At 38.6% G+C, this 23,133-nt stretch carries 21 protein-coding genes; 8 read left to right on the top strand and 13 right to left on the bottom strand.

Going from position 1 to position 23,133, the window contains the following annotated elements:
* Nucleotide 1: 1 nt before the first annotated feature.
* From galU to SFC47_RS05055, 4 genes are all read right to left on the bottom strand, one after another.
* Nucleotides 2-907, bottom strand: coding sequence for a UTP--glucose-1-phosphate uridylyltransferase GalU (gene galU / locus SFC47_RS05070; protein ID WP_411253149.1), 906 nt, complete (start codon nt 905-907; stop codon nt 2-4).
* A 137-nt stretch (nt 908-1,044) separates the two neighbouring features.
* Nucleotides 1,045-1,821 carry a HipA family kinase gene (locus SFC47_RS05065; RefSeq protein WP_411253148.1) on the bottom strand — a complete coding sequence of 259 codons (777 nt, stop codon included), beginning with the start codon at nt 1,819-1,821 and terminating at the stop codon, nt 1,045-1,047.
* Nucleotides 1,818-2,933, bottom strand: a complete 1,116-nt coding sequence (locus SFC47_RS05060) for a glycosyltransferase family 4 protein (RefSeq protein ID WP_411253147.1) — start codon at nt 2,931-2,933, stop codon at nt 1,818-1,820. Before SFC47_RS05060 ends, SFC47_RS05065 begins: the two co-directional genes overlap by 4 nt.
* Nucleotides 2,934-3,003: 70 nt before the next feature.
* Nucleotides 3,004-4,083, bottom strand: a complete 1,080-nt coding sequence (locus SFC47_RS05055) for a hypothetical protein (RefSeq protein ID WP_411253146.1) — start codon at nt 4,081-4,083, stop codon at nt 3,004-3,006.
* Between the two features lie 337 nt (nt 4,084-4,420).
* Between SFC47_RS05055 and SFC47_RS05050 the strand changes: the two genes are divergently transcribed.
* The 4 genes from SFC47_RS05050 (at nt 4,421) to SFC47_RS05035 (ending at nt 10,241) form a co-directional block, all read left to right on the top strand.
* The gene (locus SFC47_RS05050) at nt 4,421-5,092 is read left to right on the top strand and encodes a TorD/DmsD family molecular chaperone (protein ID WP_411253145.1); all 672 of its coding nucleotides are present in this window, start codon (nt 4,421-4,423) and stop codon (nt 5,090-5,092) included.
* Entirely contained in the window at nt 5,089-7,461 is a 2,373-nt protein-coding gene (locus tag SFC47_RS05045) for a DMSO/selenate family reductase complex A subunit (protein ID WP_411253144.1), read from the top strand. Before SFC47_RS05050 ends, SFC47_RS05045 begins: the two co-directional genes overlap by 4 nt.
* A 172-nt stretch (nt 7,462-7,633) precedes the next feature.
* Nucleotides 7,634-8,944, top strand: a complete 1,311-nt coding sequence (locus SFC47_RS05040; protein WP_411253143.1) for an alkaline phosphatase family protein — start codon at nt 7,634-7,636, stop codon at nt 8,942-8,944.
* A gap of 28 nt (nt 8,945-8,972) precedes the next feature.
* Nucleotides 8,973-10,241 (top strand): MFS transporter, encoded by a 1,269-nt coding sequence (locus tag SFC47_RS05035; protein WP_411253142.1) that lies wholly within the window; start codon nt 8,973-8,975, stop codon nt 10,239-10,241.
* 57 nt (nt 10,242-10,298) lie between these two features.
* Here SFC47_RS05035 and SFC47_RS05030 read toward each other — a convergent pair whose 3' ends face one another.
* Nucleotides 10,299-11,339, bottom strand: a complete 1,041-nt coding sequence (locus SFC47_RS05030; protein ID WP_411253141.1) for an ATP-grasp domain-containing protein — start codon at nt 11,337-11,339, stop codon at nt 10,299-10,301.
* Nucleotides 11,340-11,492: 153 nt separating this feature from the next.
* On the opposite strand from SFC47_RS05030, the gene SFC47_RS05025 reads away from it, so the two are divergent.
* Nucleotides 11,493-12,170, top strand: a complete 678-nt coding sequence (locus SFC47_RS05025; protein ID WP_411253140.1) for an SOS response-associated peptidase — start codon at nt 11,493-11,495, stop codon at nt 12,168-12,170.
* 39 nt (nt 12,171-12,209) lie between these two features.
* Here SFC47_RS05025 and SFC47_RS05020 read toward each other — a convergent pair whose 3' ends face one another.
* Nucleotides 12,210-12,704, bottom strand: a complete 495-nt coding sequence (locus SFC47_RS05020; protein ID WP_411253139.1) for a flavodoxin domain-containing protein — start codon at nt 12,702-12,704, stop codon at nt 12,210-12,212.
* Nucleotides 12,705-12,927: 223 nt separating this feature from the next.
* On the opposite strand from SFC47_RS05020, the gene SFC47_RS05015 reads away from it, so the two are divergent.
* On the top strand, nt 12,928-15,018 hold the full coding sequence (locus tag SFC47_RS05015) for a metallophosphoesterase family protein (RefSeq protein WP_411253138.1): 2,091 nt from the start codon (nt 12,928-12,930) through the stop codon (nt 15,016-15,018).
* Between the two features lie 34 nt (nt 15,019-15,052).
* On the opposite strand, the gene SFC47_RS05010 is transcribed toward SFC47_RS05015, so the two are convergent.
* The 5 genes from SFC47_RS05010 to SFC47_RS04990 all read right to left on the bottom strand — a co-directional run bounded on the left by SFC47_RS05010 (nt 15,053) and on the right by SFC47_RS04990 (nt 19,353).
* Entirely contained in the window at nt 15,053-15,694 is a 642-nt protein-coding gene (locus tag SFC47_RS05010) for a YfjL-like protein (protein WP_486348375.1), read from the bottom strand.
* A gap of 150 nt (nt 15,695-15,844) precedes the next feature.
* On the bottom strand, nt 15,845-16,192 hold the full coding sequence (locus SFC47_RS05005) for a metal-sensitive transcriptional regulator (protein ID WP_411253136.1): 348 nt from the start codon (nt 16,190-16,192) through the stop codon (nt 15,845-15,847).
* Nucleotides 16,193-16,315: 123 nt separating this feature from the next.
* The gene (locus SFC47_RS05000) at nt 16,316-17,779 is read right to left on the bottom strand and encodes an alanine/glycine:cation symporter family protein (RefSeq protein WP_411253135.1); all 1,464 of its coding nucleotides are present in this window, start codon (nt 17,777-17,779) and stop codon (nt 16,316-16,318) included.
* A gap of 148 nt (nt 17,780-17,927) precedes the next feature.
* On the bottom strand, nt 17,928-18,665 hold the full coding sequence (locus tag SFC47_RS04995; RefSeq protein ID WP_411253134.1) for a GTP pyrophosphokinase: 738 nt from the start codon (nt 18,663-18,665) through the stop codon (nt 17,928-17,930).
* A gap of 28 nt (nt 18,666-18,693) precedes the next feature.
* Nucleotides 18,694-19,353 (bottom strand): TetR/AcrR family transcriptional regulator, encoded by a 660-nt coding sequence (locus SFC47_RS04990; protein WP_411253133.1) that lies wholly within the window; start codon nt 19,351-19,353, stop codon nt 18,694-18,696.
* Nucleotides 19,354-19,614: 261 nt separating this feature from the next.
* On the opposite strand from SFC47_RS04990, the gene SFC47_RS04985 reads away from it, so the two are divergent.
* Both SFC47_RS04985 and SFC47_RS04980 read left to right on the top strand, forming a co-directional pair.
* The gene (locus tag SFC47_RS04985; RefSeq protein WP_165979054.1) at nt 19,615-19,776 is read left to right on the top strand and encodes a hypothetical protein; all 162 of its coding nucleotides are present in this window, start codon (nt 19,615-19,617) and stop codon (nt 19,774-19,776) included.
* Between the two features lie 282 nt (nt 19,777-20,058).
* Nucleotides 20,059-20,235, top strand: a complete 177-nt coding sequence (locus tag SFC47_RS04980; RefSeq protein WP_411253132.1) for a YuzK family famiily protein — start codon at nt 20,059-20,061, stop codon at nt 20,233-20,235.
* A gap of 39 nt (nt 20,236-20,274) precedes the next feature.
* Here the strand turns inward: SFC47_RS04980 and SFC47_RS04975 are convergent, their stop codons facing one another.
* The gene (locus SFC47_RS04975; RefSeq protein ID WP_411253131.1) at nt 20,275-21,012 is read right to left on the bottom strand and encodes a protein-glutamine gamma-glutamyltransferase; all 738 of its coding nucleotides are present in this window, start codon (nt 21,010-21,012) and stop codon (nt 20,275-20,277) included.
* 108 nt (nt 21,013-21,120) lie between these two features.
* The gene (locus tag SFC47_RS04970) at nt 21,121-23,037 is read right to left on the bottom strand and encodes a PKD domain-containing protein (RefSeq protein ID WP_411253130.1); all 1,917 of its coding nucleotides are present in this window, start codon (nt 23,035-23,037) and stop codon (nt 21,121-21,123) included.
* Nucleotides 23,038-23,133 lie beyond the last annotated feature (96 nt).

Genomic DNA, 23,133 nt, shown 5'->3' with positions numbered 1-23,133 from the left:
CTCAATCCAACTCACTTTTACTATTTTGAAGGTTTTGTATGGTAATGACTTCTTGTAAATAAGCAAGAACAGATTCATTGATGTCATCCCGGCTTAATGCGAAATCAATAGTGGCTTTTATAAATCCAATTTTGTCACCGATATCATACCGCTTACCCTGAAAGTTATAAGCAAATACTGCCTGATGTTTATTAAGTTCATTGATTGCATCAGTCAGCTGTAATTCATTGCCTCTACCTACTGGGATTTTCTCCAATATCTCAAAGATTTTTGGGCTCAATACATAACGGCCCATAATGGCGTATCTTGAAGGTGCCTCTTCAATACTTGGCTTTTCTATTAAAGAATCAATATGAAATAAGTCCGATTCAATCATTGTCCCCTTCGGCTTTATGATTCCATATTTACTTACATCCTTTTCTGGAACACTTTGGACAGCAACAACCGAACTATTATAGTATTCGAATACATCAATCACCTGCTTTAAGCATGGAATTTCCGACATCACAATATCATCACCTAGTAAAACCGCAAATGGTTCATCGCCAATAACACTTTTCGCACAAAGTATCGCATGCCCCAGCCCTTTCGGCTCTTTCTGGCGAACATAAACGATATTCACCAAGTTTGATATTTTTTGAACATCGGTTAACATATCAATTTTGTTTTTCTTAAATAGTGTGTCTTCAAGCTCATATGATTTATCAAAGTGATCCTCAATGGACCTTTTTCCTCTGCCGATAATGATAATAATCTCTTCAATTCCAGAAGCGACTGCTTCTTCAACAATATATTGAATGGTTGGTTTATCAACTATCGGCAGCATTTCTTTTGGCTGTGCTTTTGTAGCTGGCAAAAATCTAGTTCCGAGGCCAGCAGCTGGAATAATGGCCTTACGGATTTTCATATGCTGCCTCCTTTCTCTTCTCCTAATCCTTTATATGCAGGCGGACAACCTCCGGTCACGTTAGAAACCTAGTAAAATCGTTTTTAATGGACCTTTTCTATAAAATAAAACTCCCTTCACAAAGATAGCCAAGGGAGTCATTTTTCTTGTTCATGGATTGGCCGGTAAACTCTTTTAATAAACCTTTCCATCAGTTTTTTTAGAATTTTTTTACGCCGTATGACTAACGAACTGACAATCGCTTTTCTTTCTTCACTCGTAACCTGCCAATCTTCCGGAATGAGAGCGACAATTTCTTCAATTAAATGAATGGGCAAAGTTTGAATGATTTCTAGCTGCTCACTAAAGTCCTGCTCAGAATCAATAAAACATGCCATTATTTGGTGTGTAGCACTTTTTAAAATCGTAATCGGCAGCGATTCCAAATCTTCTTGTGTCCAGTTATAGGAAGCAAATATTTCCGCATGGTCGATAATCCATAAACGATATGAGTTTGGAGTGTCATCACACAGTATGATGTTTTTCCTAGTCCGATCACGATTACACATCCAGTAATCAAACAAAATAACACCTGCTAGGTTTTCTTTGTTAGAGATAGCAGGTACCTCTGTCACTTGATGTCCATCAAAGCAATCTGGTACATAAAGACTAGCAAACTGGAATTGTGTTTGAGTCATTTGAGAGAGTTCAGGGTATTGTGAGGAAAATTCCTGAGGGATTTCCACTAATTGTGCAAATGGAATTGGCAATCCAAGGTATCGTGCTAAGCAATAGGCAACCCATTCATTCGCCAATGTTTTTTCAAATCCAGGCTGAAAATACTTGACAACATAATCCCTGCCGTCATCGAATGTTAACAAGTGAGCATTAGATTTTCCTTCTAGTGTTTTCTTGTAGGCAACTGGTTTAATCATGTCAGTTCCTCCCTATTCGGGTCAACGATGTTTATTCCAGCTATTTTTCTTAATAATTGGACATATTGTTCTGCTACAATTTCAATTGCAAATTTTTCATGGACCCGGGCAATCGCTGCCTTAGACATTTGTTCATGAAGGCTGGGGTGATCTAAAATACCCGTGAGCTGTCTAACTGCATCCTCTACATTTTGGCCGCGAAAAAGCAGCCCATGTTCGCCATGTCCTACTAATTCTGTAACTGGCATCATTTTTGAGGCTACCACCGGAACACCTGAAACCATCGATTCAATAAAGGTATTTCCAAATGATTCTGTCTTCGTTGTTGCGAGTGTACAGCCCCCTGATTGACAGATTTTTGCATACACCTGCGGCATTTGATGGTAGGGAATCACTGGAAACCATTTGATTATATCCGTGAGATTTTCCTCTTGCCATTTGGCTGCAAATTCCTCACGCTGCACACTTTGAGCCCCCCCAATAACCCAAAACTCAATATCATCACGCTGAGCTTTTATTAGCTTTGCCACTTCTATAAGCATTTGCCAGTTTTTACGTTTATCCAGACGGCCGATCCAACCGATGATTTTTTTACCATTTGGTAGTTTTGGTTCACTTTCTGCATTTATTTCATTCGCTGGTAAAGCACGATAAAATGACGTATCAATACCATTGTAGATAACATGAATCGGAATATCGTCTGTTAGAATGGATACAAGGCGTTTTTGATACTGTGAAGGAACGATAATGGCTTCTGGATTTATTCCTCTGAATGATTTTAAATGCGGCTTGAGCTTAATCAGTTCCGGGGTGCGTGCCTCGACCAATACTGGACCTTTATAATTTGCTTTCCGAATCCATTTAAAAGCAGCACCCGTGTCAACAACAATAATGGCGTCATAATGATTGTTCTTAATAATCTCGATAATCTCCTGTTCATCCTTTGTCAAATAAACGGGAGCGACATCCTCCATGATGTGAAGTCCGCCATGGTCGGTCGTGTATAAAAACTCTGTATCAATTCCATGTTCTTTAAAATAAATCGAACGATTGCGCCAGCCGGCATTCACCCCGCCAACTGTCAGCAGACGCCAGATTACTAATACTTTCATAATGGTTCTCCTCTTACTTCTATTGGCCCTCCCCATCATGTCAGGTCTCTTATTCAACCCCTATTGCCGCTTAATGACGTTTTTTATCTTTATTCTTCTTTTTGCTTTTCTTATCGTCACGTCGATTGCGATCATTGTATCTTTCACCAGCGTACTGTTTTCCACCTTTACCCTTAGCACCTTTGCTGCGTCTGTCACTATCACCTTCGAAGCGTTTTCCACCTCGATGATCTCGATCCCCTCTAGAGGACCGCTCGCCGCTAAATCCTGAAAAGCCCTCATTACTTTCACCTTCTGGGTGTCTAGCGGCAAAACCTTGTTCGAGTATGTCCCAATGTTCGTCGATTTTTGCCATTACTGCTTCTGGATCAGCACCTCGTGCAAGCATCGTTTTAATCCATTCTTCCTTGAAAACCTTATGAACGAGACCATGGAGCAGGTTTACATAATTTTTTTCATCTGCTGTAGTCAATAAACTATTACTTAGAATTTTTATTTTATTTTTATCCGGCTCCTGCGGAAGAAGCAGTGCGGTGATTTTTCGTGAGATTTCCTCCATCCGGATGTAATGGAGCCATTCCGCATATAATTCCGGGGCCATTTCTTGGACATGCGCCATAAAAATGGCTTTGTTTTCTTCCCCTAAAGATGTTAATAATTTTCTTGGGTATGGGTAGACCCGGTCACGCCAAATCGTTCTTGCGACATCAATTACTTTTAAACTGCCGTCAGGCTGAAGGTAAATTTGACGCTTATGATGGTCAATTCTCTCATAACCAATTTTCTTAAACGTGATTAACATTTCAATTAATTTTGCAGAAAGTGCCTTTGTTAATGGCTGGGATTGTAAATACTCTCGTAAATCAACACCTCTGATGATTTCCATCACAATATAAAGAGGTCCTTTTCCATAAACCTTTGGAAATAAAGAGGTCTGCTGCCCAAGGGATAAAGCATAATATTCGCGGTCACAATCCTCGGTATTCCCAAAGACCTTTACACAAAGATCATTATTTATGGCGAAAACCGCTCCTTGGCGTCCTTTTCCCATCATGACTAACGGTGAGTTATTGACTACTTCCACATCAGCATTTACTTGGTTGGTAACCTTAATGTTCTTCATCCATATTTCTAAATTCTGAATATTCATATATTCCCTCCTTCCTTTTCAAGTTGGCAGCTTGATTCTTATAATAAGTGGCAGTATCCTTTCATTGCTGGCTTGTCTATTTTTTTTACCCTAGAAATTTACTGCCTATTATATTAAATTCAATTGTTGAATAAAGTGTTAAGGCACTTGACTATGAAAAGAAAAATGTATGCCATCACTACTTTGGCATGTTCATATCCCCTAGATGAAAATAGTTCTCAATGTCCATATATTGTTAAAGAAGGTATTAAATTTTTCTTAACAATTTCCAGAAAGAAAACTTCCAATATTAACTTAGGTTACTATTAAAATATCAGTAAGCTTGAAAGGAGATAGTATGACTACAATCGAATGCGCAAGTTGGAATGAAGCTTCCCTTTTACAAAATGTGCTCTATATTAATCAATTCATTCGTTTTATTCTTGATGAACCACCAGAAAAGAAGCAGTTATTTACATACACCAATCATCCACAATGGAAGTCTCTATGTGAAATCAGTGAAGGCTTTCGCCTCATAGATGATTCGATTCAGGAACTACGTGAAGATGAGTGTGAGAAAATCAAACTGCTAAAGGAGGAATATAATCGGCTGTTTATTGGTCCGAATCCCCTGCCAGCACCTCTTTGGGAATCTGTCTATTTAAGTCGTGAATATTTATTATTTGAGGAAGTCACTTTGGAGGTTAGGAACTGCTATCGTCAGTATGGTTTATCATTTATTCGTGAAAGTAACGAGCCTGATGACCATATTGTGATTGAATTAGAATTTCTAAGCTATCTTATTCAAAAAATACTAGACTGTGAAGATGTTGAAACAAGGAAACTATTATTAGACGATCATTATTCCTTTTTAAACAATCACCTTTTGAAATGGTGTCTGACCTTTTGTGAACTATTGAGCAAATCAACCTCTTTTTCATTGTACCAGGGTGCTGCCCTGCTTTTAGAAGAGTATATCAATCTAGAAAATGAAATAATTTCTGCTATGAAGGAGGCATATGAAAGATGAGTGAAAAAAATCTATTTACTAAAATTGGCGAAAGTAAACTTTCACGAAGATCATTATTGAAATGGACAGGTATAGCCTCTGTCCCGGTAATTGCTGGCGGCGTCTGGTCGACGAAATATTTATCTGAAAACAAAAACATTGCAGAAGCAAGTGAAGTGATTGTTCCTACCTGCAGCACATTAGACTGCGGCGGTAAATGTATGATTAAAGCACATGTTAAGGACGGAGTCATTACTAGGATAAGTGCCCGCAGTGATTCAGAGTTAGATGAAGCAAATCCATATATGAAAGCATGTGTCAGAGGACGCTCTTACCGAAAAAATCAATACCATCCAGACCGTTTAAAATATCCTATGAAACGAGTCGGCAAACGCGGTGAAGGGAAATTTGAGAGAATCTCGTGGGAAGAAGCAGTTTCAACGATTATAAAAGAAACCAAACGGATTACCGAACAATATGGCCCAGCCTCCCGTTACGTTCATCAGGGAACAGCAGTTACTGGCGGTACGGTTGGCGGAGCTCAGCTTGCGAGAAGATTAATGGCTCTAAGCGGCGGATTTCTAAACTATTACCATTCGGTTAGTATGGGAAATACAGCAGCTGCCACACCATATACGTATGGAACACATCAAACAGGAAACAGCCTTGATTCACTCAAGGATTCAAAGCTGATTCTTCTATGGGGGCACAATCCATCTGAAACGATATTCGGTAACACCCTCCATTATTATAAAAAATTAAAAGAAGCCGGCATCAAAATTATTTCGATTGACCCACGGTACTCTAATACGGCTGTTGCTTTTAGTGACGAATGGATTCCCATATTACCAGGGACCGATAATGCACTAATGGATGCCATGGCTTACGTGATCGTAAAAGAAAATCTGCATGAAAAGGAATTTATCGATAAATATGTACTTGGTTTTGATGAAGAACACATGCCAGAGGGGGTGCCTGCTCATGAATCTTTGGTGTCATATTTATTTGGTAAAAAAGATGGAATCGAAAAAACACCTGAATGGGCAGAGCAAATTTGTAAAGTCCCTCGAGCGAAAATTGCAGAACTTGCCCGTGAGTATGCAACAGCGAAACCTGCAGCTTTGATACAAGGCTGGGGCCCTCAGCGTCATGCGAGCGGCGAGAGGATTGCCCGAGGCGGAACGATGTTAGCTTCCATAACTGGAAATGTGGGTGTATCCGGCGGCTGGGCATCAGGTTACGGCGGAATTCCGAGAAAATTCCCTATGGGGATCCCTGTTCCTGAAAATCCAGTAAAAGAGAGTATTTCCATTATGAACTGGACAGATGCCATCACAGACCCAAGCAATGTCACTCCTGAAAATGGACTTAAGGATGGCGACAAGCTTACTTCTACCATTAAGTTAATCTATAATTTAGCTGGCAATTACTTAATTAACCAACAGCCTGATATCAATAAAACGAAAAAAATTCTAGAGGATGAGAGCTTAGTAGAATTTATTGTTGCCAGCGACCATTTCCTGACACCTAGTGCGAAATATGCAGATATTCTTTTACCAGAGACGACCTTCTTTGAACGCTGGAATATCGGTGAGTCATGGGCATCTGGAGATTATATCATTCTTTCAGAAAAAGTTGTGGAGAATTATTATGAATCCCGCTCCGATTATGACTGGTTAAGTGAGGTAGCCGAAGGTCTTGGGGTCGGTCAGAAATTTACAGAGGGCCGTGATGAAATCGGCTGGATCAAATATATCCTGGATGAAACGAGAAAAGTGGAGCCAAGTACTCCAACCTTCGAGGAATTTAAAAAGAAACGGATTCATTATTGGCGCTATGATGGACCAAGAATAGCATTCAAAGATCAAATTGAGGACCCTATGAATCATCCCTTTGAAACACCATCTGGAAAAATTGAGATTTTCTCAAAACGCTTATACGATATGAATCATGGTGAAATTCCAGGTATTCCAAAATATATACCAGAATGGGAAGGCGCTGAGGACCCATTAAAGGCCACCTACCCTCTTCAATGTATTACATGGAAAGGAAGAAACCGGGCCAATTCTACATTTGCTAACCACCCATGGTTAAAAGAAGTGGCGGAGCAGGTACTTTGGATTAGCCCTGCTGATGCCCAGCAGAGAGGCATTAAAAAGGGCGATAAAGTCAAAATTTATAACGATCGCGGCATTGTAATGATACCTGCAGAAGTCACAACCCGTATCATGCCTGGAGTGGTAGCCATGCAGGCAGGAGCTTGGTACAACCCAGATAAAAACGGGGTCGATACAGGCGGATGTGCAAACGTCCTCACCAGCCAGCGCATCACTCCGCTTGCAAAAGGAAACGCACACCAAACCATGCTCGTCCAAGTACAAAAAGCATAACAGAGATAATGAAGAAACTCGCCAGTTTGGCGAGTTTTCTATTTATAGGTGACCAAATCAAGAACCAAATCATTATTTATCAAAGAAATTAAAATTATTGAAAAATTAACAATTATCGATCTGAATTATTGTACAATTGTTATATAAGCTACACTCTTATTAGGAGGTTTTCATGGACAGGCTTACGAATCATCTAATTGTCCTTTCATTTGATTGTCTATCAGCATTAGATACTCCATTGCTGCAAACACTGCCTCACTTTAAGACAATCCTTGAAAATGGTGCATATGTGGAAAAGGTTGACACCATTTATCCATCGCTGACCTATCCGTGTCATACTACGATTGTGACAGGGAACTATCCTAATCGTCATGGAATCGTTAATAACACCCTGCTTCAGCCAGGAAGGACTTCACCAGATTGGAACTGGTTCAGGAGTTTAATAAACGGGACGACACTGTATGATGAAGCGAAAAAAGCAGGTCTAACAACTGCTTCCCTGCTATGGCCAGTAACAGGTAAAGCAAATATTGATTATAATTTGCCAGAAATATTCCCTAATCGCCCATGGCAAAACCAAATCCTTGTTTCCTTAAGGAGTGGGAGCCCCCGTTTCCAATGGGATTTGAACAAACGATTTGGTCATATTCGGCAAGGGTTAAATCAACCCGAATTAGATGATTTTGTATTAGAAGCAGCCGTACATACGATTCAATCCAAACAACCAAATTTACTGATGATACATTTTACCGACCTAGATACACAGCGGCATGATTATGGCTTCGCTTCGAAAGAAGCCATTGCAGCAATTTATCGGCACAATGACAGGCTTGGGAGAATTGTTAAGGCATTAAAGCAGTCTGGAATCTATGAGAATTCAACCATAGTTGCCTTAGGTGACCACAGTGCTTTAGATGAGAACAAAGCTCTAAACGTAAATGTACTTTTCCATCAACACCAGCTCATAAGCATCAATTCTAAAGGAAAGATAAATAATTGGAAGGCCTATTGTAAAAGTTGTGATGGGTCCGCATATATTTATGTAAAAGACAGAAATGATTTAGATACTAGTAAAAAAGTAAAAACTATATTAGAGTCGCTGCTCAATGACTTCGCCTTTGGTATTGAAAAAATCATTAGTGGTGAAGAAGCAGCGCTGATGGGGGCAGACCCCAACTGTTCATTTATGATAGAAGCAAAGAAAGGATTTTATTTTTTAGAAGATTATTACGGGAATTATGTGAAAAAGATTACCCAGGAGGATGTCAAAAAAGATAAAAAATACACGCTTGCCTGCCATGGCTATTCTCCTGAAAAGCCTGAGTATTCTACCATTTTTATGGCGGCGGGTAAAGGAATTCGTCCAAAGACAATCGTTCCTCATGCACGGCTGATTGATGAAGGTCCAACATTGGCTAGACTTTTAGGTCTGAACCTGGGTGATACAGATGGGGACCTAATCGCTCAACTGTTAATGTTGTAGTTTGACTATTTAGAAGGAGGTACACTCTATGAGTCGATTGACAAAGCAAGAAAAGAGCTGGGTGTTTTATGATTGGGCGAATTCTGCTTATTCGATATTAATAACAACCGCCATCTTTCCATTATATTTTAAAGCAGCGGCTGATGGTGCAGGTCTTGCAGGTTCTACTTCAACTGCATATTTGGGATACGCGAATTCCTTTGGCACTCTCCTCGTTTCTATTTGTGCACCGATATTAGGGACCATTGGTGATTTTAGAGGGTTAAAGAAGCGGTTATTTACCTTTTTTGTCATTCTAGGTATTGCCTTTACGGCACTGATGGCCGTTGTCCCGAGTAACCAGTGGCTTATCCTCTTAATCTGTTATATTGTTACTGTCATTGGCTTTGGGGGAGCCAATATCTTTTATGATGCATTCCTTGTTGATGTGACGAGTGAAGAACGTATGAATAAGATATCCGCACGCGGGTTTGCGATGGGCTATATTGGCAGTACCATTCCTTTTATTATCGGTATTGCGCTTATTCTATTATCACAACAAGGAGTTCTGCCATTATCTGTTACTGTTTCCACACAAATTGCCTTTGCCATTACTGCGATCTGGTGGGGAACCTTTACGATTCCAATGTTGAAAAATGTTGAACAGGTATATTATGTCGAACGGGTGGCAAACCCGATTTCAACCAGCTTTAAAAAGGTATTTCAAACATTAAAAAGGATAAAAGCTTACCGCCCTTTATTTCTATTTCTTATTGCATATTTCTTTTATATTGATGGAGTTCACACGATTATTACTATGTCCACCGCCTATGGAACGGATCTTGGTATATCATCTACAAATCTGTTAATTATTCTCTTTGCAACACAAGTGATTGCCGCGCCTTTCGCGCTTGTTTATGGCAGGCTGGCAGATAAATTTACAGGAAAGAAAATGTTATTAGTTGGTATTTTCATTTATATTATCATCTGTATCTATGCTTATTTCATGAAAACAACTTTAGATTTCTGGATTTTAGCCATGCTTGTCGGTTCCTCCCAAGGCGGCATTCAGGCACTCAGCCGGTCTTATTTTGCCAAGCTGGTGCCGAAGGAAAATGCTAATGAGTTTTTTGGCTTCTATAACATTTTTTATAAATTCGCCTCCATACTTGGACCTGCATTAGTTGGTGTAACGGCCCAAATAACTGGAAATACCAACGCGGGAGTATTTAGTTTAGTTATTTTATTCATCCTCGGCGGCGCTGTTTTACTTCGTGTTCCAGAAACAAATGAAAAAATTCAAGTTAATCATTCATAGTGCTTTCCAATGTAAACAACGCCTCAGGATATCCCTCGGGCGTTGTTTGTTAGGCTGTTAAGCAAGAAGATCCTTATTTAGTATCATTTCCTTCTCCAGATGACTCGCTCGAATTCCAAATACAGGCTTTAATTGGCCTATTTCTTCACCCAGCAAGAGTTTTATAGCTAGGTATGGAAGGTTAAGACCTGTTAAGCAGCTAAAATGCATGCCTCCGCTCATTCGAGGATTGATTTCAAGCAGCTTTGGGATTCCTTGATTATATTTAACTTGTATATTAAATATATAGGGAATAGGAAAGTGATGATGAAACCGATGAGCAAGTTGAATAAGCTCGTGGTGATCTAAGATTTCCCTAACCCTTCCGTTTCCCTTCATTCGGGGGATAGCAGCGTACAGTTGTTCATCCGATGCAACACAATCTATGCTGAATTCTGGACCCTCTAGGTATTCCATCACCATTAAATCCGGGAAAACCTCTTCTTGGCCTAGGATTTCACAAGCATAATGGTATGGAAGCCGCCGGCTGCTTGCCCTTTTAAACAGCTGATCAATACTCTCAATACTGTCTTCAATAATACGAAAACCAGTGGCTCCCTCGCCCACTACAGGCTTGAAACACACCTTGTGACCTTTATCCTTCAAACATTGATAAGCGGTTTTGAAATCTTTTATATTATTAACAACATAAAAATCAGGGATTGAAACAAGTTCCGCTCCATCCTCTTCCTTTTGCATGATGGAATGGTAGGCAGCTGCTTTATTATCCAGTGTCTCCATTAATTCTGAGTCTGGGCAAACCAATACCTTCACACCAATACCTTCAAAATCAGCCAGCCTTTTTGCGATTGCAGTATTTTCTTTTCTAGGAATAAAAATATCAATCTTATGCTTCTGACAAAATTCCAGGCAAAACTCAATATATTCCTCGCCAGACACGGCGGGTTCTGTAAAGGCATAATCACAATACTGCAAATAGAGAGCGTCCTTATTCGAATGAGTCCCAAAAATCTCGACCCTGCGCCCATCCTCATTTCTGCGTATCAGCTCCATAAAATGCGTAACCGTCGTAAACCACCTATTAAACCAAATTCTCATACGTAACCTCTTTCTCAGCTGAAAACTTCAAACTAAAAACCTTAAACATTATTCGCCTATAATTTCCATTTTATACATCCCACCCTATAATTCCATGTATAATTGGTGTTACAATGTATAAATGGTGACAGGCACCAAAGGAGGTTATGTAAAATGTGCGGACGGTTTACGTTGACGGCTCCGGTTGATCAGTTGATGGATCGGTTTGATGTTGAGTTTTTTCTGCAGGAGGAGGAGTATTTGCCTAGTTTTAATGTGGCTCCTTCGCAATCGGTGTTAGCAGTGATTAATGATGGAGCTCATAATAAGATGGGGTTTTTACGTTGGGGGTTAATTCCGCCCTTTGCGAAGGATAAGTCAATTGGTTATAAGATGATTAATGCACGTGCAGAGTCTTTATCTGAGAAACCAAGCTTTCGAAATGCCTACAAGAAAAAACGCTGTTTAATTGTAGCTGATAGTTTTTATGAATGGAAAAGATTAGATAGCAAAACCAAAATTCCAATGAGGATAAAGCTGAAGTCAGATGAATTATTTGCAATGGCCGGCCTTTGGGAAAAGTGGACTTCTCCTGAAGGGAAATCCATTTATTCTTGTTCCGTGATTACCACAAATCCTAATGAACTTGTTCAAGACATCCATGACCGGATGCCTGTAATCTTAAAACATGAAGATGAAAAGTATTGGCTTGATCCTTCTATACAAGAGACCAATAGGCTTCAACACTTACTTAAACCACTTGATCATCATTTAATGGAGGCGTATGAAGTGAGTACTCTTGTTAATTCACCAAAAAACAATTCCATCGAGCTGATTCAAAAAATTTGTTAACCCAGAAAAATACCTGACCCCTTGGAGGGTCAGGCTTTTTTATACTAGAGCGATGGTTGCATTAATTTTCATTACAAAGGTCATGATTGCCGTAGTATCTAAATTTGAAGTATCCACAGTAATACCATTCACTTTTTTAACTATCTGTCTTTCAATAAAATTCATTTTACTTACGAGGAACTCTCCTCCGAAAATTCCATTTGCAATAGAGACCTTCCTTAAATCCTCTGGGAAAGCCAAATCAAATTGCTCAATAGCGGTTTCGCCATCATGCCAGCAGCAGAGAAACAATCCCAGTTTTTTGGTTAACAACTCATCATGATGTTTAGTGATAAAATGCTTGATTTTCCCTTGAATACTGCCAGCATGGATGGAACCGCCGATGATTACAAAGTCATAATCACTTACATCGAAAGTAATTCGATCTCTTTTTAAGTCGACTGCTAAGACTTCTCCCTCCATCCACTCACTCAGTAATTGGACAGCTTTTTCTGTTGTACCATGAGATGAGCAATAAGCAATTAATGTCTTCATAAATCATCCTACCCTCCATGGGAAAATTTTCACCTTAAATTGAACAAAAATCTGTCACTCTATGGATGCCATATCTTAATTATAATGCACCACTAATTAATATTCCGAAGTAATATTGGCAATATTTCTACAATTTAACCCAAAACACCCCAATATCTATGTCCACACTTCTCACTAAGTTAATGAATATAATGTTGTAACAAAATAGATCTGGGGTGATACAATGAATTCCTTAACCTTACCCATCATCTTGTCAGGTCCTATTGTTCGCAGAGCAGAACCTTCACAAATTACGCTATGGATTGCGACAAGTAAAAGGTACACAATTCAGGCTAGAATGGTTCGGATCACTTCAAATAAGGATCCCGAAATATTTGATTACCAACAGTTTGATATAGAATCTAACACCACTACCATCCAACTAGGAAAACAACTATTTGTCCATTTACTGAAACTAACGCCCTTACACAGCACGTTTCCGACGGATACATTACTTGGATACAATATTTTCTTAAAACAAGGCACTGAACATCATGATTTACACACACTTGGATTACTTTCAAAAGACAACCCACACTCTATTGCCTATGGTAACCTTCTATATCCGGCCATTTATCTCAATAGTTCGGACCATCGTTGCAATGTCCTCTATGGTTCCTGTCGAAAGCCTCACGGGGATGGTGAGGATACACTAACAGCAGCTGATAGCTTACTGAAAAAGGAATTTAATAATCTTAAATTACGTCCAACAACACTAATTCTAATGGGAGATCAAATATATGCAGACGACGTAGGTGATCCCTTGTTTCCGGTTATTTCAACTTTCGAAAAAGAATTAATAGGTTCAACAGAAAAGCTGGAGTTAATCGATAACAGGCTGACCAATGAACCCTTTCAAACTGCAATAAAACAAGTGAACGGCAGGAAATACGTGATGGAGAAATTCTGCCATTTTACCTCTTCACATGCCCACAATCATTTAATGAAATTTGGAGAGTATGCTGCCATGTATCTGCTCTCCTTTAGCCCGCAGCTTTGGGAATCGGCACATGAGCATAACCTGTTTGAGCCCTTCCGTGAACTTCAAAAGAAAAAACAAATATATTTCGTTTTCTCTGATGGAGAAAGATATCCAAAGGATTTTAACCTTGAACAAATTCGGCTTGAAAATCGTTATGCCGAGCAGCAGGAGGCAATGATTTCCTTTCAGCAAGCTCTGTATCAGATTAGACGTCTCTTGGCAAATATTCCAACTTATATGATATTTGATGACCATGACATTACGGATGATTGGAATATATCCTCTAAGTGGAAAGAAAATGTCAGGCACTCCTCATTAGGCAGTCATGTTATCGCCAATGGTTTGGGGGCGTATTGGGCCTTTCAAGGTTGGGGAAACTCACCTGATTCGTTCAATGACCGTTTTCTATCGGTGATGAAAACGTATTTTAGCAGTCTATCTGAGGGGAAAATAAATACAAATTATGAGGAATGGAAAAAAACTCTATGGAACTATGACTCATGGTACTTTGTTGCACCTACCAACCCAAAAGCACTGTTTTTGGACACTCGTACCGAGAGAGAATATGATATTGAACCTAGACCTGAAAAGTTCGGACATCTAATAGAAGAAACTGTATGGGCACCACAATTGCTCAGCAAACAAGGCTGGCAAAATGTCAAACAGAGCCTGTTTAACAGCGGGTGGAAAAGCGGCAAATCGTTAATTATTGTTTCACCTACGCCCCTATATGGATTAGGTCTTATCGAAAGCTTTTTACATGATTATGTTTATCCGTTGAAGGTACTTGGAGTGAATGTTCAAACCAAACTTGATTTTGAAGCATGGAAGTATAATGGAAAAGGATTTACAGAATTCCTCAATCAGGCAGCCTCATGCAACCCTAATCGGTGTATTATTTTATCAGGGGATGTTCATTATGCCTCCGCTGTCAATGCCTCGGTTTCCTTTAACGATGGCCGGAAACTTGCCATTAATCAATTTACCAGCTCTCCAATGAAAAATATGAGCTTTGGCGGATTATGGGGATTGTTGATGAAACAAATAATCGCATTAAATTCTTTAAAAAGAAAAAATAATAGTATTAATCGGATTTGCACTCCTTCTTATTACATTAAAGAAGTTGACAAAGAAATTCGTTCCAAGCTTTATATTTGGAGGGATGAGGTCAGTTATCAATTATTAGAAAATAATACGATCATCGAAACCAACAATAATCTCGGCTTTCTTTTGATTAGAAGGCGGCACTTAAAAAACATTTTACTAAATCACTCTCACAAATTAATACAATAGTATAATAGGAAATAGTGCACCGATAAAGGTCGCACTATTTTTCAATAATATCCCCTTCTTCTGTAATAAAAAAGACTTTAGCATTTTCATCCATTTCATTTTCGTAATATCTTACCTCAATAAGTACAGGGAACTGTGCTTCTTGCAAATATTGACGAAGTTTTTTCATTTTTTGTATTTCTGTCCTTTGGTCTACTTTTGACCAATTTGTTTTGATATCAATAGGAATTGAGGTCGAGAGAGTCGATACGTTTATCTCTTCATAGGAAGGAATATTGTGACCAAAGATTTCTCCCTTATCCTTAATTTGCAGGGCCTTAAACATTCCTTCATCCAAATCAGGAAATAATTCCTTCATTTGTGCTTTTAAATGGTTTCCTAATTCACTATCCCACATAACTTTCGGATAATTATCGGAGTAACCCCGCAGGGAAGCTTCGTCTTGCTCAATGATAAATAAGAGGTTCGAGTGACTTATTGGATAGGCAAATGCTTGATAGCTTTCACTTAAAAAATTATAACTAATTTTCGTAACGACAAATTGTGACTGATATTTTTCTGTTATATATTCGTGCATCTTTTTTTCATGCTTACCTTTACCCCAAGGTGTCCCGTAAAATACAGTATAAGCATAGAAACTAAAAGTCAGAATGAGGCCTGCAAATAACATTAGGATAATTTTCGTCGCCTTTATATTCCCTCACCCCTTAATTATCAGAATATTATAACTATAAATATTCTTCATTGGATTTTCTTATTCCTTCTGGCAAAAACAATAAATGGAATAAAAAAAAGACGTACAAAAAGTACGACTTAAAGGGGAGTATCATTTTTTCATTAATTTGTGAATGGTTACCAGAACCTCATCTAAAACTTCTTGGTCACCTTCTTGAATTCTTTCGAGTACACATGATTTGAGATGACCTTCTAACAGGATTTTAGCAACGCTGTTCAATGCTGATTGAGTTGCTGAAATTTGTGTAATCACATCATCACAATAGGTATCTTTTTCAATTAAACCTTTAATTCCACGGATTTGCCCTTCAATTCGATTAAGTCTCGTTACAAGATTACTCTTCACCTTATCAGAATGATGGCTTTTACGGTGGCTGCTTGAAGTCTCACAACAGGATTCATTATCCATTTCTACATCATTTTCTTTTTCAAAATTCATTCCATCACCTCATTTTCTGCCATTATATCATACCCCCCTATCGTAAAGCGATACCAGAGCTTTATGACTAAAAAGAAAAAAACTGACAAAACAATGTCAGTTTTTTCTATTAGTCATCTAGCATCAGCCTGTTTTTTCAACTGTTTCAGATTCAGGATACTTATACTCATGTTCCCAGAAATCTGCATCTTTTATTCCTAGTTTTACAGGATCAAACACAGGATCTTTTCCATCCTTTAACTGAGCTTCATAGTCTTTAAGAACTTTAAGGGCAGGTTTCGTTAATAGGAGAATGGCGATTAGGTTTAGCCAAGCCATTGCACCAACCCCGACATCCCCAAGAGCCCATGCAAGTCCTGCTTCTTTTACACAGCCATAGTAAACCATACCTAAGATTACAAATTTAAGAACATATTCCGTCCACTGATTTTTATTTTTCCTAATATAAGCAAGATTTGTTTCGGCCATATAATAGTAAGCCATGATAGTAGTAAAGGCGAAGAACAAAAGTGCAATCGCTACAAACGGTGCACCGAATCCTGGTAAAACAGATTCAACAGCCGCTTGTGTATAGCCTGGACCTGCTTCAACCTCGGTAAGGTTTGTAACAATTGGTTCTTTCCCTTCAGGTGTTACATTATACATTCCTGTCATCAAGATCATAAAGGCTGTTGCCGTACAAACAAACCAAGTATCAATATAAACAGAGAACGCCTGCACAATTCCTTGCTTAGCAGGATGTGATACCTCTGCAGCAGCGGCTGCATGCGGTCCAGTTCCCTGACCTGCCTCATTTGAGTAGATGCCTCGTTTTACTCCCCAAGAGATAGCAGCACCTAAAATCCCTCCGTAAGCGGCATTTCCGCCAAATGCACTTGAGAATATTAAAGAAAGTACCTCAGGAATTTGTGAGAGATTGGCAAAAGTAATAATAAAAGAAACGATAATATAACCAACAGCCATAAACGGCACAACAAATTCAGCAGTACGTGCAATACGTTTTACCCCGCCAAAAATAATTGCCGCTAACACTAAAATTAACACAATACCTGTAATACTTGTATTGATTCCAAAAGCATTATCGATACTGACTGCAATACTATTTGCCTGTACCCCCGGTAAAAGTGCACCAGTAGAAATCACTGTTACGATGGCGAATAATACAGCGTACCATTTCAGCTTTAGGCCTTTTTCTATGTAGTATGCTGGTCCGCCGCGAAACTGGCCGCCTTGTTTCGACTTATAAACCTGACCTAGAGTGGATTCAATAAAGGCCGAACCTGCTCCTAGAAAAGCAATTAGCCACATCCAGAAAACCGCACCCGGACCCCCAAATGCAATTGCAGTTGCAACCCCAGCGATGTTACCAGTTCCAACTCTTCCGGACAAGGCAAGGTTTAATGCCTGAAAGGATGAAATTCCAGCTTCAGATTTTTGACCTTTAAACGTTAGCCTAAAAATATCCTTCATATGCCTGATTTGAAGAAACCGTGTTGATAACGTATAAAACAATCCTACTGCTAAACATAAATAGATAAGGGCCTGACTCCAAATGATTCCATTCAACCAATTAACAATCTGTTCCAAGTAAATCCCCCTTTTCTCATTGATGTTTTCTATTATATAACAGCTTATCTATAAAATGAAAGAATTTTTTGTCTTTTAAAAATATTTGGATTAATTTGTTTTTTGAACATACAAAAAGCCTATTACAGAAAATGTAATAGGCTTTTGATTATTTGACCCCCAGTTTTTCTTCCATAAAGGCCTCTAATAATTTTTTTTTATTGTTTTCTATCCCCATAGACAAAAGCATTTCATCGGCTTTATCCGCTCTTTTCATTTTCTCCATTTCTTTATGGAGCTTTTCCATTTTCCGATCCAATAGGGTGGCCATCTCAGCTGTATCTTTTAATTCATCAAGCATTTTTTGCGGAACAGCCTTGTTGTACTTATAATAAATCTTATGTTCCAAGCTTGCCCAAAAATCCATGGCAATGGTCCGGATTTGTATCTCCACACAGGTTAATTCTTCACGGTCAGACATGAAAATGGGTATCTCCACAATCATATGCAGGCTTTGGTAACCATTAGGCTTTGGATTTTTTATATAATCCTTATACTCGAGAATTCGAATGTCTTTTTGATTCGCTATCATTCTGCTTATTTCATAAATATCAGAAATAAATGAACAGGTGATTCTCATTCCCGCAATGTCTTTTATATTTTCCTTAATACTTGTTAAATTGTAATCTAAGCCTTTTCGCTGTACTTTACGAAATATACTTTCGGGCGTTTTTAAGCGTGAATTCACATGTTCTATTGGATTGTAGTCATGAATATAATTAAATTCGTCTTTAAGTATATTAATTTTTGTTGTCATTTCATCTAAAGCAAATTTGTATGCCATCATAAATCGAGTTAATTCAATTTTGATTGCTTTTAAGTCCTTCATATCAAGGGTCTTTTCCATTCCTTGTGCTACATCCTTTCAGAAATCTTTACTCTCCATCATTTACATTTTCTTTAGTACCTAATTGTTTAATGACTTCTGGCGGAAAAATTAAACGGCAGATCACTTTTGCAACCTCTAGGAAATCGGTCTGATTCCCGCATTGCTTCATTTTGTCAGGGGCATGCTCGGCCAGAGTCATCACCGACCAGGTTACCGTATTTAAATCTAAGTCGTTCCATGTTAAATCATTATCGTATGCCCTCTTTAATCCAGAAAGAATCCTAGTAAAAATCTTACGTTTTGCGGCAGCTAATACCTCAGCAAACTCTTTATCTTTCGCTAGTAATTCAGGAAGCACTCTCTGCATCCCCATTTTTTTAAGTCGCTTATCATAATGTTCTAATAGCGAAGCTAACATACTTTCTGGATTGGAAACACCCCATTTTGGTTCAGGCGGCATTAACATCTCAATTTGATCCTCTAAAAGAGACATTAACAGCTGTCGTTTATCCGAAAAGTACCGATAAAAAGTCCCGGTTGCCACCCCTGCATGTGCCGCTATTTCCTTTGCCGTTGTATGCTCATATCCTTTTGAAACAAATAATTCATGACCGCTTTTTAATAGCAAGTCCCGTTTTATTTGTGCACGTTCCTGTTTTGGAATTAAGGGAAACTCACCAACCAGCTGGTCTTCTCGGTCTGACATTTTACTCACCTCAAGCTAAGTATACCACAAATAATAAATATTGAACCATAGTTCATGTTTCCATTGACAGATGTACTTTAACATGTAATACTTGAACTATAGTTCATGTTATTTCAATCGATGTTCATACCCCTTGGCATTTGATTGTAAATAACATGAACAAATTTTATATTTTTTGATTTTATGAGACTTTTTACTCGCTTTTTTTGGTTTTATTCATATATAATATTTTATAATTAACTTTGGAAGGTGTTGATTAATATGGCAAATCAATCTGATAAAAAAGATATCTCAATCAACTCAAGTGTTTCACTAAAGGGAATTGTAAAAGCCATTTTCAACGATACCGTACACGTGCAAATTGGCGGCAAGATTATTACTCTGCCAAAAGCTGATTTCATGTTAGATAAATCTATGAATTAAAAGATTTTCTATTTGCATCACATAACAAGGAAGCCCATTGCTGTACATGCAATGGGTTTTCTTTTATACAAAAATAGACATTACAAGCTCTTATTAGAAGGATATGGCTTCTATTTTGAGAACGTAAGAGGTAATCTCCTGAGTATCCATGTCAGTAAAGCTGACAGCCAGATACGCCGTTTTTTCGACTTTGTTTGGAAATATTTGCAGTGCTATCATTGTATTGTGTTAACCAAAAAGCCGATAAAACGGTAAAAACCGGAGGGATTCATTATCCATTATTTGAAACTAAAGTATACAAATGAAATGGAAAAGGCGATGCTGAGTGCACACGGTGTTTGTTATGAAGAATATAAACGAAAATTAAATGTGAGAATGGAAGTTGAAAAACGGCGTGAACAGGATTACTTAATCAGTAAACGGATTGCGGCCGATTTCGACGGAAGAATACACGGTTGATATATCAGAGGAGCCTCCATAATGGAAGCTCCTTATCATTTACCGTAATAGGTTGATCGTTCGATAATTCGGTCTTGTAATCATGCGCATAAGATAAGCAGATTGTGTTGGATTTTCTTTCCTCTTTCCATTTAAAAAATTAATAATGGTCTTAGAATCTCTAATCCCAATTCCATGTCCAAAAAATTTATCATCACCAAAATAGACTGCATTTTCAGCCCTCCACCAAGGCTGTTTTGGATCGAAGTCGGGATTTTTGAAGTGCAAAACATCTCCAATGAGGAAATCCTCCCCATCTTTTTGGTACACAGGAAGATCTTCATCAAACTGCCAATCCATTAAATATAGTCGGCTAAAATAAGTATTAAACGACCTCGGTCCAATCGTATACAGCGTAGCAATATACAAAACTATCGCAATGGCGGTAGCACATTCAAACGCATAGAGTGTTCCATTTTTGATGATATCTTCTATCCCTTCTGATGGATTGATGCCCTCCCTTAATAGAAACCCTCCGTTTGGCAGCCGGTACCAGTACTTCCTGTTGGGAAAAGAATAAGTGAAAGTAGTAAACTTTGCACCGCTTTTATCTAAAGCTGTTGCAGCTTTAATTGTATTCACGCGGAATAATAATTCAAATTTCAATTCTTGCAGAGACGAGTAATAATAAATTACAGGATAACTGGCCATTTGCTTCATAATTGTCCTCTGTTCATTATCCGTAATGGTTTTATGAAGATCTTCGGCCTTGACAACTACACCATTAATATTAATCATTTGATACCTCCTTTCTACACCATATGACCCTATTCCTCGTTACATGCAAAAGGGAAAAAGAAAAGAGCCAGATTCCTTTGTTAAAGAACCTGGCTCTCAAATTACCTGTTATCTTGTAGTGATTTTTACAGTTACATTCGTCAGTTTTCCACCAGAAGTTGAAATGATGTTGATGGTATCACCTGGTTTATATGAAGTTACTCCCCTGCTTGTAATGCTCCATTTTCCATCAGATAAGACCACTGCGATAAATGATTTACCTCCTGCCAATATCGTTATATTCACCCCAGGTCCAAATACATCACTTGTTCCGGAAACCTTTAGCGTACTAGTACTTGTTGCAAATGAAACTTCCGTAGTCTTTAGGATATCTGGCGCTGGTGTAATTGTAACAATAGATTCATTGGTCGAAGCTTTACCATCATTGCCGGTAACCGTTAATTTAAAGCTGACTGGAATAAACTTTTTAGGGAATGTGAATGTTGGTTTTGCAGGATTTTCTAGATTCAGTTGAACTTCAGGACCGCTTACCTGCTCCCATTTGTAAGTTGCAGCATTCATGGAAGCACTTCCGTCCAAGGTCACCAATGTGCCCTGTTTAACGGTTTGAGCTTTGCCCGGATTTGCAATTGCCGGATCAGATGTAACCTCTACTGGCACTGTTGTGGTGCCATTTTCAGCAGATTTTATGGTAATCGTTGGCGGCACAAATTGCGGGCTCGTAATTGCCAACGTTCCAGAAGCAGGAATTGACTTATCTAAATTATCTGAATCAGGAACAATTTTATCCAACCCTTGTACGGTTAATGTTGGATTATTTACTTTATCACTAGAGGAAGCAGTTACATACAGGGTTTTAGAATTTGTATCGTATTTTGCAGTTGCAGAAATGTAATCCACTACTGGAATTACTTTTGTACTATCTGGATTATCCGTTGTATTTATTACGGTTACATTCTCTGGTACTGCTCCAGAATACTTTACACGTCCAAAATATTGTCCATTTACACCTTCCATCGTTGTTTCTTTCGTTCCATCATCATTAATATCAATATCAATTGAATACTGTTTATCCTCTTCGGTAGATGCAAATACATCAATGGTTCCACTGCCCTCAGAATCCTGGCTGTATGTAGCTCTTATGGCATCAACACCAGCAGTTGTTGCTTCTTTCCCCATTAGACTAAATAAATCAGTTTGGATACAATTCCGGATTGTACCAGTACTCGTAACACAAGTACTATTTATTCCAGGTCCTTGAATCCTAAAATAGTTTTGTTCCTCTGTACCATTAAAATAACCATTTATGATTTTATGATCAACGTCCGGATTTCCTACAAAACCTGGAGGTCTATCAGCTGTTGTATCCCATTCTAAAAATGTCCCAATTCGACTTGTCCTTGCCCCTTCAAACCCTCCATTTATCCCGATATCTTCAACGAATCTTATCTCACCTGGCCCATTAGGTACATCGTCATCCTCTGGAGTCGCTTCAATTTCATCTATACCATAAGGATGTGTGATAGTGTACTTTTCCCCGACAGTTAGGTCGTCAATACGAAAACGAACCCTTCCAAAAACAATTTGATCTCCGTCTTGGACTAATTCATTAGCCCATGCTGCTTCAAGAGCGAATACAGCATCTGCGTCCCCGCCAGATGGCAATTCAATAGAGGCACTTGCCAGCTGATAAAATGCTTCTTCTGGAAAGTTTCCGTTCTTCACTGAAAGGTCACCAGCTGGAAATTCCCCCACAGCAAAACCACAATTAGGATTACTTCCTTCTAAACATAACTCTAACCGTTTTCCATTCGAATCCTTGTACCATACCGGATAACCATAATCCCCGATAGGACCCACTTTTTGAAGTTTTGGGATATCTTCCATTGGCACAAGATACTCTGCTTTAGCCCCATCTCCCCAAATTCCGCTGCTAATGATTAAAACTGCTGTTATTGCTAGGAGAAAAACACTTTTTAACGTTGATACTTTCTTTCTCTTCCTCTTGCTGCCGCTTGGTAACATTCGCAACCCACCTTTTTTGATTTTTCAACGTTTAAAAATTCTAGTAATAATAGTTATTTCATCCTATTTCCCCTTTCCTTTTTTTCAATTTTATTC

Origin of the sequence: Neobacillus niacini, from assembly GCF_046591715.1 — a bacterium.
In the GTDB taxonomy this organism is placed as follows: domain Bacteria; phylum Bacillota; class Bacilli; order Bacillales; family Cytobacillaceae; genus Neobacillus; species Neobacillus niacini_L.
This window is presented reverse-complemented; position numbering and strand designations above follow the sequence as displayed.

Bases quoted from the DNA above. Each gene is read 5' to 3' on its own strand.
- SFC47_RS04990 (WP_411253133.1), bottom strand. From the start codon at position 19,353: ATGTCAGACCGAGAAGACCAGCTGGTTGGTGAGTTTCCCTTAATTCCA.
- SFC47_RS05020 (WP_411253139.1), bottom strand. From the start codon at position 12,704: ATGAAGACATTAATTGCTTATTGCTCATCTCATGGTACAACAGAAAAA.
- SFC47_RS04975 (WP_411253131.1), bottom strand. From the start codon at position 21,012: ATGATTAATATTAATGGTGTAGTTGTCAAGGCCGAAGATCTTCATAAA.
- SFC47_RS05050 (WP_411253145.1), top strand. From the start codon at position 4,421: ATGACTACAATCGAATGCGCAAGTTGGAATGAAGCTTCCCTTTTACAA.
- SFC47_RS05030 (WP_411253141.1), bottom strand. From the start codon at position 11,339: ATGAGAATTTGGTTTAATAGGTGGTTTACGACGGTTACGCATTTTATG.
- SFC47_RS04995 (WP_411253134.1), bottom strand. From the start codon at position 18,665: ATGGAAAAGACCCTTGATATGAAGGACTTAAAAGCAATCAAAATTGAA.
- SFC47_RS05025 (WP_411253140.1), top strand. From the start codon at position 11,493: ATGTGCGGACGGTTTACGTTGACGGCTCCGGTTGATCAGTTGATGGAT.
- SFC47_RS05045 (WP_411253144.1), top strand. From the start codon at position 5,089: ATGAGTGAAAAAAATCTATTTACTAAAATTGGCGAAAGTAAACTTTCA.
- SFC47_RS05055 (WP_411253146.1), bottom strand. From the start codon at position 4,083: ATGAATATTCAGAATTTAGAAATATGGATGAAGAACATTAAGGTTACC.
- SFC47_RS05005 (WP_411253136.1), bottom strand. From the start codon at position 16,192: ATGAATTTTGAAAAAGAAAATGATGTAGAAATGGATAATGAATCCTGT.
- SFC47_RS05035 (WP_411253142.1), top strand. From the start codon at position 8,973: ATGAGTCGATTGACAAAGCAAGAAAAGAGCTGGGTGTTTTATGATTGG.
- SFC47_RS04985 (WP_165979054.1), top strand. From the start codon at position 19,615: ATGGCAAATCAATCTGATAAAAAAGATATCTCAATCAACTCAAGTGTT.
- SFC47_RS05060 (WP_411253147.1), bottom strand. From the start codon at position 2,933: ATGAAAGTATTAGTAATCTGGCGTCTGCTGACAGTTGGCGGGGTGAAT.
- SFC47_RS04970 (WP_411253130.1), bottom strand. From the start codon at position 23,037: ATGTTACCAAGCGGCAGCAAGAGGAAGAGAAAGAAAGTATCAACGTTA.
- SFC47_RS05040 (WP_411253143.1), top strand. From the start codon at position 7,634: ATGGACAGGCTTACGAATCATCTAATTGTCCTTTCATTTGATTGTCTA.
- galU (WP_411253149.1), bottom strand. From the start codon at position 907: ATGAAAATCCGTAAGGCCATTATTCCAGCTGCTGGCCTCGGAACTAGA.
- SFC47_RS05015 (WP_411253138.1), top strand. From the start codon at position 12,928: ATGAATTCCTTAACCTTACCCATCATCTTGTCAGGTCCTATTGTTCGC.
- SFC47_RS05065 (WP_411253148.1), bottom strand. From the start codon at position 1,821: ATGATTAAACCAGTTGCCTACAAGAAAACACTAGAAGGAAAATCTAAT.